The following is a 14,152-nucleotide window of genomic DNA, read 5'->3' as shown; positions in this document are numbered from 1 at the left end:
CAGGCGTACCCGGCCTACCTGACGCAGGCCGCGCTCATCGGTACGCGCAGCGACATCGCCCTCGCCCTGCTCGCGAACGTGGAGGAGTCGGGGGGCCACTACACCCGCGCCGCCGACGGGCTGGCGTCCCGGTACGGGTTCGGCGAGGCCGCGCTCGGACACTTCCGCTACTTCGCCGACACTCCGCAGGAGCTGCTGGACCAGGCGACCGCCACGCTGGAGGCAGGCCTCTCGGAGGGCGACGATCCGGCCGAGGCCGTACGGACCGCGCGTATGGTGCACGCCTACGAGACCGTGTTCTGGAGCACCCTCGCCCGGAGCGTCGAGGACGCCGGCTGAGAACTTCTCCGGTCCGGGGGGAGCACGCAGCTCCCCTCAGGAGGCGGCCAGTTCGGCCAGCGGCACCTCGATGCGCCGGTCGATCCGGTCCTCCGCCCAGGTGCGGGTGTCGATCAGCCACCATCGCTCGACCTCGATCAGGTAGAGCCGGTGCGCGGTCGGCGCCCGCAGCGACGAGGGCGGCAGCATCCATTCCGTACGCTGCGCCTCCTCCGGGAACACGGCCTCGTAGAAGACGGAGTGGTACCGGTCCAGCTCGTCGGCCGGAATCTCCGCGCACCGCCCGGTGAACTGGGCGCCGTCGACCGACGCGAAGTCCACCCCGGTGGCGGCTCCGCCGGTCACGAAGAGCGAGCCGCTGACCCGGGGCGAGGACGCGATGTCGCGACTGTGCCGGGACCCGGTGGCGGAGCCGAACACGAAGCGCAGCGGGCCCGCGAGCCAGGCGTATTCCACGACCGACACCCAGGGCAGGCTCTCGGGCGACACCGTGGCCAGGTTCAGGTACCGCGCCTCGTCGAGGAGCCGCCCGGTACGGGCGGTCAGGCTGTCGTCGTGCGTCATACGGGGCCTTTCGACGTCGTTGACGAGGGGCGGCCGTTGCAGGCCTGACGGTGGGAGAGCGCGCGTACGGCGCATCCGAGCAGGCAGTCGAGAACGGCGCGGCCGGACTCCGACCGCAGCGCGGCGGGGACACGGGGCGCGTGCCGCCACACGGACTGGCTCATCAGGGCTCCATACCTTAGGGGGGTAGCCTTTGGCCCGCACCGTACCCCGGCCGTTGCCGGGCGGCAATCAGTTTGTCCTGAAACCGGTCACCAGTGCCCATCTGTCTACACCGTTCCCAGGTACTGTGTTCGTAGGAAGAAGGACCTGGTCACCGGGAGGGACGCGTGGAGGACACCGAGCAGACCGGTGGGCGCGGCTATATCCACCGCAAAGAGGACTACCTGCGCAGGCTGCGGCGCATCGAGGGCCAGGCGCGCGGACTTCAGCGCATGGTCGAGGACGAGAAGTACTGCATCGACATCCTCACCCAGGTCTCGGCCATGACGAAGGCGCTGCAGTCCGTCGCGCTGGGGCTGCTGGACGAGCACATGAGTCACTGCGTCGTCCAGGCGGCCGCCGCCGGCGGGCCGGAGGCCGACGAGAAGGTCAAGGAGGCCTCGGCGGCCATCGCCCGGCTCGTGCGTTCCTGACGGGCGGGGCGAATGGCCGCCCCGCCCCGCCCCGTCCCGCTCTTCCGCTCCGTGCTCAGCCCGCAGTCGCCTTGAACCCGCGCAGGCGCAGGCTGTTGCTGACGACGAAGACGGAGGAGAAGGCCATCGCCGCTCCCGCGATCATCGGGTTGAGCAGCCCGGCCGCCGCCAGGGGCAGCGCCGCCACGTTGTAGGCGAAGGCCCAGAACAGGTTGGACTTGATGGTGCCCAGGGTCTTCCTGGACAGCCGGATCGCGTCCGCGGCGGCGCGCAGATCGCCGCGGACGAGAGTCAGATCGCCGGCCTCGATCGCGGCGTCCGTGCAGGTGCCCATCGACAGCCCGAGGTCGGCCTGGGCGAGCGCGGCGGCGTCGTTGACCCCGTCGCCCACCATGGCGACCGAACGGCCCTCCTTCTGCAGCCGCTTGACGACGTCGACCTTGTCCTCGGGCATCACCTCGGCGATGACCTCCTCGATGCCCACCTCGGCGGCCACGGACTCCGCCACGGCCGTGTTGTCGCCGGTGAGCAGGATCGGCGTCAGTCCGAGGCCCCGTAGCCGCCTGACCGCCTCGGGGCTGGTCTCCTTGACCGCGTCGGCGACCTCGAGCACGGCCCGGGCCTCGCCGTCCCAGGCCACGGCGATGACCGTACGGCCGACGGCTTCGGCGGCGCTCCTGGCGCGTTCGAGGTCCGTCGGCAGGTCGATCGTCCACTCCCGCAGCAGCTGTGCGCGTCCGACCAGCACCGCGTGCCCGTCGACCACGCCCTGCACGCCGAGACCGGGGACGTTGGTGAACTCTTCGGGGCTGGGCAGCCGTCCCACCCGCGCCGTCGCACCGGCGGCGACGGCCTGTGCGATCGGGTGCTCGGAGGCGTGCTCCAGCGCGCCGGCGATCCGCAGCACCTCCGACTCGTCCTCGCCGTCGCCGGTGTGCACCTCGAGCAGCGTCATGCTGCCGGTGGTCACCGTCCCGGTCTTGTCGAGGACGATCGTGTCGGCCTTGCGGGTGTTCTCCAGAACCTCCGGGCCCTTGATCAGGATGCCGAGCTGGGCACCACGGCCGGTGCCCACCATCAGGGCGGTCGGGGTGGCCAGTCCGAGGGCGCAGGGGCAGGCGATGATCAGCACGGCGACGGCCGCGGTGAACGCGGCGGTCAGCCCGGCACCGCTGCCGAGCCAGAAGCCGAGCGTGCCCAGCGCGAGCGCCATCACGACGGGGACGAAGACCGCGGAGATCCGGTCGGCCAGCCGCTGTGCGGCGGCCTTGCCGCTCTGCGCGTCCTCCACCAGCTTGGCCATCCGCGCCAGTTGGGTGTCGGCGCCGACCCGGGTGGCCTCGACGACAAGGCGTCCCCCGGCGTTGAGCGTGGCGCCGGTGACGCTGTCGCCGGTACCGACCTCCACCGGAACGGACTCCCCGGTGAGCATGGAGGTGTCGATGGCGGAGCTGCCCTCGACGACCACGCCGTCGGTGGCGATCTTCTCGCCGGGACGGACGAGGAAGCGGTCGCCGACCGCCAGCTTCTCGGTGCGGATCAGCTCCTCGCGGCCGTCGCGGAGAACGGTGACCTCTTTCGAGCCGAGTTCCAGCAGCGCCCTGAGCGCGGCGCCGGCCCTGCGCTTGGAGCGGGCCTCGAAGTACCGCCCGGCCAGGATGAAGGCGGTGACGCCGGCGGCGGCCTCGAGGTAGATGTTCCCGGCCCCGTCCGTACGGGCGATGGTCAGGTCGAAGCCGTGGGTCATGCCCGGCATGCCCGCGGTACCGAGGAACAGCGCCCACAGGGACCACAGGAAGGCCGCGCTCGTACCGAGCGAGATCAGGGTGTCCATGGTGGCCGCGCCGTGCCGGGCGTTGGTGAACGCCGCCCGGTGGAACGGCCACGCGGCGTAGGTGATCACCGGCGCGGTCAGGGTCAGGGAGAGCCACTGCCAGTACTCGAACTGCCATGCCGGGACCATGGCCAGCGCGATCACCGGGACCGCCAGGACGACGGCGGTGGTCAGGCGCTGGCGCAGCGGCTGGAGTTCGTCCGGCCCGTGGTCCGGCGGGTGCGGGCCGCTCTCGCCCGTCGCGTCCTCGCCGCCCGCGTCCGCGGGTGCGGGCGCGGGGGCCGTGGCGGTGTAGCCGGTGGCCTCGACGGTGGCGATCAGGTCGGCCACGTCGGTGCCGCTCGGGAAGCTGACCCTGGCCTTCTCCGTCGCGTAATTGACGGTCGCCGCGACACCGTCCATGCGGTTGAGCTTCTTCTCGACACGGGCGGCGCACGAGGCGCAGGTCATGCCGCCGATGACGAGGTCGATCTCGCCGGACCCCTGGACCGTGGTGGTCATCATGCTCCTCTGACTCACGTCCTGCTCCTCGTGCGCTTCCGGTATCCGCTCCCTGATACCCCAGGAGGGGTATCAGGTCTGTCCTCGAATATATACCCCCACCCCCTATCCAGTCCAACGTTTCCCCGGGCTGAAACAATACCCCCCTATGGTACCTTGAACGAACTCGGCCGCCCTTCCCGAGGCGGCCGCTTCGAGGGGAAGGTCATGCACACAGGACTGAAGATCACCGCTTTCGCCGCCGCTCTCGGCGCGACCTTCGGCGTCGCGTACGGGGTGGGGGACGGCGTCGGTCCCGTCGCGGACGCGGCGCGCGGGAAGGAGGCGCCTTCGCACGACCGCGGCCACAAGGGCGCGGGCGGAGCGGCCGACCCCGCAGGGGGCCTGCAGGTGTCGGAGGGCGGCTATTCGCTCGACCTGAAGACGCCGCGCGTCGACGCGGAGAAGCGGGACGAGGTCCGCTTCGTGATCCGCGACGGCAAAGGCCGGAAGGTCACCTCCTACCAGCGCGAGCACGGCAAGGAACTGCACCTGATCCTGGCCTCGCGCGACCTGGCCACCTACCGTCACCTGCACCCGGACCGGGCGAAGGACGGTACCTGGAGCACGAAGGCGGAGCTGCCGGAGGCGGGCGACTACCGCCTCTTCGCGGACTTCGTCCCCGCTGCCCGGAAGGCCGGGGGCGGGGACGGCAAGGGCCTCACGCTCGGAGCCGACCTGGCCGTGGCCGGCGACTACGAGCCGGAAGAGCTGCCGGAGCCTTCCCGTACGGCCGAGGTCGACGGCTACACCGTCACCCTGGACGGCCGGCTCAACCCCGGCTCGGCGCGGGAGCTGACCCTCAAGGTGAGCAAGGACGGGAAGCCGGTCACCGATCTGAAGCCCTATCTGGGCGCGTACGGGCACCTGGTGGCGCTGCGTTCGGGAGACCTCGCCTATCTGCACGTACACCCGGGAGGCGAGCCGGGCGACGGCAGGACGAAGCCGGGACCCGGGGTCTCCTTCACCGCCACCGCCCCGAGCAAGGGTGCGTACCGCCTCTTCTTCGAGTTCCGGCACGACGGCAAGGTGCGGACGGCCGACTTCACCGTCAGGACGGGAACGGGCGCACCCGCCCCCGCCCCGGAGCACGAGGACGGCTCCTCGGACGGTCACGGGCACTGATTGCTCGCCGGCCGCCAACATCCGGGCCCGGCCGACCCGTTGACACCGGATACCCCCGGGTCGTAGCTTGCGATACGTTTACCCCGCAGGGGTATTGCCGATCGATCAGCCGCCGGCGCGCATGTGGCCGGCGGATGCAGGGCGACGCCCGCCGGGCGACCGCCGGGAAAGGAGAAACCGATGTCCTCGGTGAGCAGTTCGTCCGAGTCGCGCGCCGGACGCAAGGAGTGGATGGGGCTGGGCCTGCTGGTCCTGCCCGCGATGCTCCTGTTCATGATGCTGACCATCCTGTTCCTGGCGATCCCGTACATGGCGGCGGATCTGGCGCCCAGCAGTACGCAGACGCTGTGGATTCTGGACGTCTACGGCTTCTTGATGGCCGGGTTCCTCGTTCTGATGGGCACCGTCGCCGACCGGGTCGGACACCGGAATCTGCTGATGATCGGGGCGGCGGCATTCGGCGTCCTCTCGGTGGTGGCCGCCGCAACCGACGATCCGGCGCTGATGATCGTCTGGCGGGCGGCCCTCGGCGTCGCCGCCGCCGCGCAGATGCCCGCCACGCTGGGCCTGATCTTCACGATGTTCCGGGATGCGAAACAGCGGGGTGTCGCCATCGGCACCTGGGCGGCCGCCATCTCCGCCGGTGTGGCGATCGGCCCGCTGCTCAGCGGGCTCCTGCTGGAGGCCTTCACCTGGCGCGCGACGTTCCTGGTCGCGGTGCCCGTCATGGCGGTGGTGCTGATCGGCTCACCGCTGCTGCTGCCCAGGCACCACGGCGCGGGCGCGGGCAAGCTGGACCTGTTCAGCGCACTTCTCCTGCTGGCGACCCTGCTGCCGCTCACCTACGGCATCAAGTCCATCGCCATGGGCGAGCCGGTCCTCGTCTCCCTCCTGGCCGTCGCGGCCAGCCTCGCCTTCGGTGCGTGGTTCGTCGTCCGTCAGCTGCACTCCTCCGAACCGCTGCTGGACGTACGGCTGTTCAGCAATCGCACCGTCAGCGGCGCGCTCGGGGTGTTCATCCTCGCCGCGACCGGGCTCGGCGGCGTGTATCTCATGTTCACCCAGTTCCTGCAGCTCGTCCGGGGACTCTCGCCGGTGGAGACCGGGCTCGCGATCCTTCCCGCGGCACTCGTGCTGATCGCCGTGGCCACGCTCTCCCCGGTCCTGGCCCGCCGGGTGCGGCCCGGATACGTCATCGCCACCGGGCTGGCCATCCAGGTGGTCGGCTACCTGCTGTTCACTCAGATCGGGGCCACCACCAGCCTGCCGCTCCTCATCGTGAGCTTCATCGTGCTGTATCCCGCCGTGGCCCCGTCCATGGCCCTCACCACCGACCTCGTCGTCGGCTCGGTCCCGCCGGAGAAGGCGGGGGCCGCCGGCGGCCTGAGCTCCACCGTGAACGACCTGGGCATCTCGCTCGGAGTCGCGATCGTCGGCAGCATCGGCGTCGCCCGCTACCGCAGCGAAATCGACGGCGCTCTTCCCTCGGGCCTGCCGGCGGCGGCAGAATCCGCGGCGAGGGACAACCTCGACGGCGCGGTCGCCGCCGCGGAGAAACTCCCGGCCGAGATGGGGGCGGCCCTCCTTCGGGCCTCCCGCGAGGCCTTCGCCGGCGGACTCAACGCCGGCGCCGCTGTGGCCGCCGGGATCGCCGCCGCGGGCGCGATCGTCGCGGCCGTGATGCTCCGTCACGTTCCGCCCACCGGCGCGGCGTCCGCCACGCCGGAGCCGGATGAGCAGGCGGCCGAAACCGTCGCGGCCGAGGGTCCCGGCACGAAGAACTGACCGGCCGGCTGGGGCGGCCCCGGTCCGGGGTTGCGGGCCTGGCCCGCCCCAGCCGTCGCCCGCCTACTGCACAGGAGGCGCACCAATGATCGGCTTCAGCACATCCACCAGCATGGACCTCGACAGCAGAGGCGGCCGGTGCATGTACGAACAGGTGGACCGCCTTCGTGCGGCGGGCCCCGCAGTTCCCGTCCAGTTGCCCGAGGGAGTCGGGGCCTGGTCGGTCACCCGTGGCGACGTCGTCAAACGCCTGCTGACGCACCCGAGTGTCTCCCGTAACCTCAAGAAGAACGTGCCGAGTTACCAGCCGGGCTCCGTACCCTGGCTGTCCCCGTGGGTGGATGTGGACTCCATGGCCACCGCCGAGGGGCGGGAGCACGCCCGGCTGCGGAAACTGATCACGCCAGCGTTCACTCCCCGGCGTATCGACGCCATGAAGTCACAGATCGAGGCCGCCGTAGCCGGCCTTCTCGACGACCTGTGGGCACGGCCGGCAGACGAACCGGTCGACCTGCACACCGACTTCTCCTACCGGGTGCCGACCCAGGTGATCTGCGACCTCTTCGGCGTCCCGGCCGGCCAGCGCGCGGAGGTGCTCCGCGTGCTGAGGGCGGCCGGGTCCACGGACGCCACCGAGGAGGAGTCGCTCGCGGTCAACCACGACATGGACGTCGCGATGCGCACCCTCATCGACACCCGGCGCCGGGATCCGGGCGAGGACCTCACCAGCTTCCTGCTCGCCGCGCGGGAGGAGGGCGAGGAATCGCTCAGCGAACATGAGTTGATCTCCACGCTGCTCCTGATGATCGGGGGCGGGAGTACGACGACGATCAACCTCATCGATCACACCGTTCGCGAACTCCTCGCCCACCCGGATCAACTCGCCGCCGTGCTGGCCGAACCGGGCCGGTGGACCGACGCGATCGAGGAGTCACTGCGCGTCCACTGCCCGGTCATGCATCTGCCGATGCGCTGGGCCACCGAGGACATAGACCTCGGCGAAGGCGTCGTCGTCCGGGCCGGAGACGCCATTCTGATCTGCTACGGGGCGCACGGCCGCGACCCCGGCGTCCACGACGATCCGGGCGTCTTCGACATCGACCGCGAGGACAAGGAACACCTCGCGTTCGGGGCCGGAGCCCACTTCTGCCCCGGCTCGCGTCTCGCCCGGCTCGAGGCCCAAGTGGCCCTGCCCGCCCTGTTCGACCGCTTCCCCCGCCTCGCCCTGGCCGTCGAGCCGGAGGACGTCGAGCCCAGGCACACCTTCATCGGCAACGACGTCGCCGCGCTGCCCGTCTTCCTGCGCCACGGGTAGGTGTACGTCGGCCCGGCCGGAGACTCCGGCCGGGCTTCACCGCCGGGCGGCCATCCCTCAGCCGTCGCCGCCGTGGTGGGCGAGGGACGCGTGCGGATCGCCGGCGACGGGGGTGTGGTCGGTGTGGACGGTCGCGGCGGTCAGACGCGGAACTGCGTGGATCAGGGAGTGCTCGGCGGCCACGGCCAGTTGGTGGGCCTGGACGATGGTCAAGTGCGGGCCGACGACGATGTCGGCCTCGGCGCGCAGGGCGTGACCGATCCAGCGCATCCGCACCTGCCCGACGCCGCGCACCCCGTCCACACCGCGCAGAGCGTCCTCCGCCTTCTCGACGAGCTCCGGGTCGACGCTGTCCATCAGCCGGCGGCAGACCTCGCGGGCGGCGTCCTTGAGCACCCACAGGATGGCGATCGTGATGAGCAGGCCGACGACCGGATCGGCCGCCTGCCGGCCGAGCGCCGCCCCGCCGGCGCCGAGCAGGACCGCGAGGGAGGTGAAGCCGTCGGTACGGGCGTGCAGCCCGTCGGCGACCAGGGCGGCGGAACCGATCCGCCGGCCGGTGCGGATGCGGTACCGGGCCACCCACTCGTTTCCGGCGAACCCGGCTGCCGCCGCTGCGGCCACCGCCCACAGATGGGTGATGTCGCGGGGGTGCAGCAGCCGGTCGACCGCCGTGTAGGCGGCCAGCGCCGCCGAAGCCGCGATGGTCAACACGATGACGATGCCCGCCAGATCCTCGGCGCGGCCGTACCCGTAGGTGTAACGGCGGTTCGCGGCGCGCCGCCCGAGCATGAGCGCGATCCCCAGCGGGACGGCCGTCAGCGCGTCGGTGGCGTTGTGGACCGTATCGCCGAGCAGGGCCACCGAACCGGACAGCGCGACGATCACCGCCTGGACCACCGTGGTCACCCCCAGGATGAGGAGGGAGAGCCACAGCGTGCGCATCCCCTCCCGGGAGGTCTCCATCGCCGCGTCGACCTTGTCCCTCGTCTCGTGGCTGTGCGGCGTGACCAGATGGGCGAGCCGATGCCGCAGGCGGCCCGGACGGGAGGCCCGCGGGTGGTGGTGGCCGTGCGGATGAGTGTGCCGGTTCCCCTCCATGACACTCACCTTGGCACACCGATTCGATTGCGGCTACGGACGTCATACGCTCCGTGACCAGGTGCGCAGCACTCGCAGGTGCGCCGGAGAACCAACCCTGATCCGTCGGCATACGGCGATGCTGATGCCACTCGGCGGCTCAACCATGGGCCGGAGCCGGTCAGTAGGGTGAGTCCATGATCGATGTTCGCCGCTCACCGCTGCTGTCATGGACAGTCCTCGTGCCGCTGCTCGCGTTCGTGGTGCTGGGCCTGACCTGGGGACGTGACCTCGGGGCCGGCTGGATCGCCGGAGTGGCCATGATCCTCGCCGGTGCGGTGCTGGCGGCGGTGCACCACGCCGAGGTCGTCGCGCACCGGGTGGGCGAGCCGTTCGGGTCACTGGTCCTCGCGGTCGCGGTCACGGTGATCGAGGTCGCGTTGATCGTCACCCTCATGGTCTCCGGAGGTCCGGAAACGGCTTCACTGGCGCGCGACACGGTGTTCGCCGCAGTCATGATCACTCTCAACGGAATCGTCGGTCTCTCGCTGCTGGTGGGTGCGCTGCGTTACGGAATGGCGCTGTTCAATCCGGAGGGCAGCGGCGCGGCACTGGCCACCGTGACCACCCTGGCCACGCTGAGCCTGGTGCTGCCGACGTTCACCAGTGAGCCGGGCCCGAAGTTCTCCTCCGCGCAACTCGCCTTCGCCGCACTGGCCTCGCTCGCGCTGTACGTCCTGTTCGTGCTCACCCAGACCGGGCGCCATCGTGACTTCTTCCTCCCGGTGGTCTCCGAAGGCGGCGCGGCCGACGTCGAAGAGCATGCCCCTCCGCCGACCCGCCGGAAGGCCGCGGCGAGTCTCGGCCTGCTGCTGGTGGCGCTCGTCGCCGTCGTCGGGCTGGCGAAGGTGGAGTCCCCGGCGATCGAATCCGGGGTCCAGGCCGCGGGCTTCCCCCACTCCTTCGTCGGCGTGGTGATCGCTCTGCTGGTCCTGCTGCCGGAGACGCTTGCCGCCGTGCGGGCCGCCCTCCGGGAGCGGATCCAGATCAGCCTCAACCTCGCTTTCGGATCGGCGATGGCGAGCATCGGACTGACCATCCCCGTGATCGCGATCGCCTCGGTCTGGCTGGAGGGGCCGCTGCTGCTCGGTCTCGGTCCAACCCAGTTGGTGCTGCTTACGCTGACGGTCTTCGTCAGCGCCCTCACCGTGGTCCCGGGCCGGGCGACTCGGCTCCAGGGCGGCGTTCACCTCGCCCTGCTCGCCGCGTTCTTGTTCCTCGCGATCAACCCCTGACGCCCAGCAGGGCAGCGAGAGGGTCTCTGACCTGCGGTTTTTTTGTCCGAAGCGGTACAATTGGTGCGTGTCGGCACTGCGGCGTCTCGAAGAAGACGTGGCAGCGGATGTCGAGAAGGGCCCGGCGGCTCCGTCCCAGGGGTGGACGCGGCCACGGTGGCCGTACCACACCAAGGAGACCCAGCATGACGATCCAGCGGATGGACAACGTCCTCATCGTTGTCGACGACCTTGACGCCGCGATTTCGTTCTTCGTCGAACTCGGCATGGAACTGGAGGGCAAGGCCCCGATCGAGGGACGTTGGGTGGAGCGGGTCATCGGGCTCGACGACGTCCGACAGGACATCGCCATGCTGCGGACCCCGGACGGCCACGGCCGAATCGAGCTGGCGATGTTCCACACGCCGAAGGCGATCAGCGCCGACCCGAAGGACGCGCCGGCGAACACGCTGGGCATTCGTCGCATCATGTTCGCCGTCGACGACATCGAGGACGTCGTTTCCCGCCTGCACACCCACGGCGCCGAACTCGTCGGCGAGCTGGCGCAGTACGAGGACAGCTACCGGCTCTGCTACGTCCGCGGCCCCGAGGGCATCATCGTCGGACTGGCCGAGCAGCTCAGCTGAAGGAGGGCCTGTTCTTGACCGTCTTGCCCTCGGGCACGTGCGCGAACGCCAACGTCGGTGGCACTGGGCCGAGGTGGTTCTTGCCTTCAGGCACCAAAGGGGAGCCGATGGTGACAACGCCGTCGTCTTCGTCCAGCACCTCGTAGCCAAGGACCGAGCACCAGAACCGGGCGAGACCGTCGGGATCGGCACAGTCGATCGCAAGCTCGGTGAACTTACTGGTCACGTCAGGACCTCCGCCGACCCGCCGGTGGGAATTCAGCGGCATCTTGCAAGGAACCCCGGGGCTTTGGCCCTCGGGAGGAATTGCATCCTGAGGTGGGCGGCGCGGAGCGCCGCCGCATCGCTGCGGAATGCTCCCACGACGATGGCTGTGCTCAGTCAGGCCGCTTCTGGTTCTCGATGTACTCCTTGACCACCGCCAGCGGTGCCCCGCCGCAGGAGGCGGCGAAGTAGGAGGGGGACCAGAAGTGGTCGCCCCACAGGTATTCGCGGATGTGGTCGGAGAACTCTTTGCGGAGGTAGTGGGCGGAGACGCCCTTGAGGGAGCCGACGAGGGTGGAGAGTTTGACCTGGGGTGGGTAGTGGATGAGGAGGTGGACGTGGTCGGTCTCGCCGTTGAACTCGCGTAGCTCGGCGTTGGCCTTTGCGCACACCTCCCGCATGACCTCTTCGCAGCGGGTCAGGATCTCGCCAGTGAAGACGTGACGGCGGTACTTAGGGGTGAAGACCAGATGCGCGTGGAGGGTGTAGACGACACTACGGCCCCTGCGAATATCGGGGTTTGGTTCCCATCGAGGTGACATAGACACGATGATAGAGTCGTGCCTGTGAAACTCGTCGTGCAGGTTCGTCTCATGCCGGATGCCGTGCAGGCACCGGCTCTTGAGACGACTCTGCGCGCGGCCAACGAGGCGGCGAACTGGGTGTCGTCCGTAGCGTTCGGGGAGTTCGGGCTCAAGGGCCGGGAGACGCCGCTGCGGAAGCTGTGTTACGGCCGCCTCAAGGCTCGTGGTCTTGGGGCGCAGGCCGCGCAGCACGTCATCAAGCGCGTGTGTGACGCGTACACCACGCTGCGGGCGAACATCCGGGCCGGGAACCTCGGCCCCGAAGGCGCCAAGCGGCGCCGTAAGGCCGAGTCCAAGCCGGTCGTCTTCCGTCCTGACGCGGCGCACACGTACGACGACCGGTGCCTGTCCTGGCAGTACGACGCCCGAACGGTCTCGGTCTGGACCCTGGCGGGCCGGGTGAAGAACCTGCGGTTCGCCTGCTCACCGAAGGCGCTCAAGCAGCTCACCGAGCATCGCAGGGGCGAATCCGACCTTGTCCACCGGGACAACAAGTGGTTCCTGGTCGCCACCATCGACATCCCCGAGCCCGAGGTCTTCGAACCCTGGGACTTCATCGGGGTGGACCGGGGCATCGTCAACCTCGCCACCACCTCCGACGGCACCAACCATTCCGGCCGCAGGCTGGGCCGCTACCGCAGGTGGCAGGCCCGCAAGAAGGCCGAACTCCAGGCCAGGCGCACCCACTCGGCCAAGCAGCTCCTCAAAAAACGCGCCCGCCGAGAAGCGAGGCACGCCACCCACATCAACCACAAGATCTCCAAGCAGACGGTTGCCGTCGCGCAACGCACCGAACGCGGTATCGCCCTGGAACAGCTCCAGGGCATCCGTGAGCGGGTCACGGTTCCTCGCGACCAGCGGGCCCGTCTGTCCGCCTGGCCGTTCCACCAACTCGGCTCCTTCCTGGAGTACAAGGCGCGCCGTGCAGGTGTGCCGTTCATCGAGGTCGACCCGGCCTACACCTCGCAACGCTGTCCGCGCTGCGGCCACACCGCGAAGAACAACCGCCCATCGCGGGACCACTTCTCCTGTCGCCGGTGTGGCCTCGCTGGGCCAGCCGACCACGTCGCCGGGGTCAACGTGCGCACTCGCGCACGCTCGGCGTGGGTATTCGTCAACATGCCCGATCCCGTCCCGGCATAGCCGGCACGGTAGATGTGACCCGTGACCGCCCATTCGTAGAGGGCAGTCGGGAGCATAAACGCAGCCGTACCGAACCGAGCCAGCAAGCTCGGTCGTTACACGGCCGAGTAGTTGACCCGCGAGTATATGGCGGCACGTTGGCGCACCGCGGCGCCAAGACGCGATCAGCGCTCAGCGCTCAGCGCCGAGAGGTTGCACCGCCCACTACGCTGACCTGGCGCGCCGCGCGAAGCGCGCCGGGAAGGTGGTGGGTGCGATGGATCGAGTCGACACGATCGTCGTGGGTGCGGGTATCGCAGGATTGACTGCGGCACGACTGCTTTCCCGGAGCGGTCGGCGGGTCGTCCTGCTCGAGGCTCGCGATCGCATCGGCGGACGTGTTTGGAGCGACCGGGATGGCGGGGTCGTCACCGATCTCGGCGCGTCCTGGATCCACGGGGTCACCGACAGCCCGGTCGCCGCGGCGGCAGCCGCATTCGGGCTGCGGACCGTGGAGTTCACGGTCGGCGGGTACCAGCCCTACAGCCGGCCCATCGCGTACTACGGTCCCTCGGGCGTTCGTCTCACCGACGACGAAGTGGAGCGCTTCGTGGCCGACATCGACGCGGTGGACGCCGAGCTCGCCCGCGTCGTGGCCGCCATCACGCCGGGGCGCTCGTACGGCGAGGCGGTCGAGTCGGCCCTGGCCGCCCAGGGCTGGGGGGCGGAACGCGCCGAGCGCGTCCGAGAGTACCTGCGCCATCGAACCGAGGAGCAGTACGGCGTCTGGATCGACGAGCTCGACGCGCACGGGCTCGACGACGACTTGATCGACGGCGACGAGGTCGTCTTCCCCGACGGCTACGACGCCCTCGCGACGCACCTCTCGACGGGACTCGATGTTCGGCTCGAGCACGTCGTCACCTCGGTGCGCTGGTCATCCGACGGAGTCGAGGTCGCCACCGAACACGGCGTGTTCACGGCGAACCGTGTCGTGGTCACCGTCCCGATCGGGGTGCTGAAGTCCGAGGAGTTCGGCATCGA

At 70.0% G+C, this 14,152-nt stretch carries 13 protein-coding genes and 2 pseudogenes; 9 read left to right on the top strand and 6 right to left on the bottom strand.

The window, feature by feature from the left end; genetic code table 11:
• Positions 1–339 (top strand): annotated as a pseudogene (locus tag ACRDP3_RS01695) (transcriptional regulator); the annotation flags it as partial.
• 36 nt (positions 340–375) lie between these two features.
• Here ACRDP3_RS01695 and ACRDP3_RS01690 read toward each other — a convergent pair.
• Complete coding sequence (locus ACRDP3_RS01690; RefSeq protein WP_431514988.1) at positions 376–903, bottom strand: pyridoxamine 5'-phosphate oxidase family protein; 528 nt, start codon at positions 901–903, stop codon at positions 376–378.
• Positions 900–1,067 (bottom strand): hypothetical protein, encoded by a 168-nt coding sequence (locus ACRDP3_RS01685; RefSeq protein ID WP_431514987.1) that lies wholly within the window; start codon positions 1,065–1,067, stop codon positions 900–902. The genes ACRDP3_RS01690 and ACRDP3_RS01685 overlap by 4 nt, the downstream gene beginning before the upstream one ends.
• A gap of 165 nt (positions 1,068–1,232) precedes the next feature.
• Here ACRDP3_RS01685 and ACRDP3_RS01680 point away from each other — a divergent pair, with 165 nt between their 5' ends.
• Positions 1,233–1,538 (top strand): metal-sensitive transcriptional regulator, encoded by a 306-nt coding sequence (locus ACRDP3_RS01680; protein WP_431514986.1) that lies wholly within the window; start codon positions 1,233–1,235, stop codon positions 1,536–1,538.
• A gap of 55 nt (positions 1,539–1,593) precedes the next feature.
• Here the strand turns inward: ACRDP3_RS01680 and ACRDP3_RS01675 are convergent, their stop codons facing one another.
• On the bottom strand, positions 1,594–3,873 hold the full coding sequence (locus tag ACRDP3_RS01675; RefSeq protein WP_431514990.1) for a heavy metal translocating P-type ATPase: 2,280 nt from the start codon (positions 3,871–3,873) through the stop codon (positions 1,594–1,596).
• 207 nt (positions 3,874–4,080) lie between these two features.
• Between ACRDP3_RS01675 and ACRDP3_RS01670 the strand changes: the two genes are divergently transcribed.
• From ACRDP3_RS01670 to ACRDP3_RS01660, 3 genes are all read left to right on the top strand, one after another.
• Positions 4,081–5,037: a hypothetical protein gene (locus ACRDP3_RS01670; RefSeq protein WP_431514985.1), complete on the top strand. Its 957-nt coding sequence runs from the start codon at positions 4,081–4,083 to the stop codon at positions 5,035–5,037.
• A 180-nt stretch (positions 5,038–5,217) separates the two neighbouring features.
• Positions 5,218–6,822, top strand: a complete 1,605-nt coding sequence (locus ACRDP3_RS01665; protein WP_431514984.1) for an MFS transporter — start codon at positions 5,218–5,220, stop codon at positions 6,820–6,822.
• Between the two features lie 85 nt (positions 6,823–6,907).
• The gene (locus ACRDP3_RS01660) at positions 6,908–8,137 is read left to right on the top strand and encodes a cytochrome P450 family protein (protein ID WP_431514983.1); all 1,230 of its coding nucleotides are present in this window, start codon (positions 6,908–6,910) and stop codon (positions 8,135–8,137) included.
• Between the two features lie 57 nt (positions 8,138–8,194).
• On the opposite strand, the gene ACRDP3_RS01655 is transcribed toward ACRDP3_RS01660, so the two are convergent.
• Positions 8,195–9,238, bottom strand: coding sequence for a cation diffusion facilitator family transporter (locus ACRDP3_RS01655; protein ID WP_431514982.1), 1,044 nt, complete (start codon positions 9,236–9,238; stop codon positions 8,195–8,197).
• Positions 9,239–9,414: 176 nt separating this feature from the next.
• On the opposite strand from ACRDP3_RS01655, the gene ACRDP3_RS01650 reads away from it, so the two are divergent.
• Both ACRDP3_RS01650 and ACRDP3_RS01645 read left to right on the top strand, forming a co-directional pair.
• Positions 9,415–10,512, top strand: a complete 1,098-nt coding sequence (locus ACRDP3_RS01650; protein WP_431514981.1) for a calcium:proton antiporter — start codon at positions 9,415–9,417, stop codon at positions 10,510–10,512.
• A 185-nt stretch (positions 10,513–10,697) separates the two neighbouring features.
• On the top strand, positions 10,698–11,138 hold the full coding sequence (locus ACRDP3_RS01645; RefSeq protein ID WP_431514980.1) for a VOC family protein: 441 nt from the start codon (positions 10,698–10,700) through the stop codon (positions 11,136–11,138).
• A gap of 7 nt (positions 11,139–11,145) precedes the next feature.
• Here ACRDP3_RS01645 and ACRDP3_RS01640 read toward each other — a convergent pair.
• Positions 11,146–11,364 (bottom strand): annotated as a pseudogene (locus tag ACRDP3_RS01640) (VOC family protein); the annotation flags it as partial.
• 151 nt (positions 11,365–11,515) lie between these two features.
• Complete coding sequence (gene tnpA, locus ACRDP3_RS01635) at positions 11,516–11,944, bottom strand: IS200/IS605 family transposase (RefSeq protein WP_431514979.1); 429 nt, start codon at positions 11,942–11,944, stop codon at positions 11,516–11,518.
• A 36-nt stretch (positions 11,945–11,980) separates the two neighbouring features.
• Between tnpA and ACRDP3_RS01630 the strand changes: the two genes are divergently transcribed.
• Entirely contained in the window at positions 11,981–13,129 is a 1,149-nt protein-coding gene (locus ACRDP3_RS01630) for an RNA-guided endonuclease InsQ/TnpB family protein (protein WP_431514989.1), read from the top strand.
• Positions 13,130–13,385: 256 nt separating this feature from the next.
• On the top strand, positions 13,386–14,152 hold a 767-nt coding region (locus ACRDP3_RS01625; RefSeq protein ID WP_431514978.1), incomplete at its 3' end, for a flavin monoamine oxidase family protein.

It is taken from the genome of Streptomyces sp. (assembly GCF_050698815.1).
Classification (GTDB): domain Bacteria; phylum Actinomycetota; class Actinomycetes; order Streptomycetales; family Streptomycetaceae; genus Streptomyces.
Note: the sequence above shows the minus strand (reverse complement) of the source record. Positions and strands in the feature narration are given on the sequence as shown.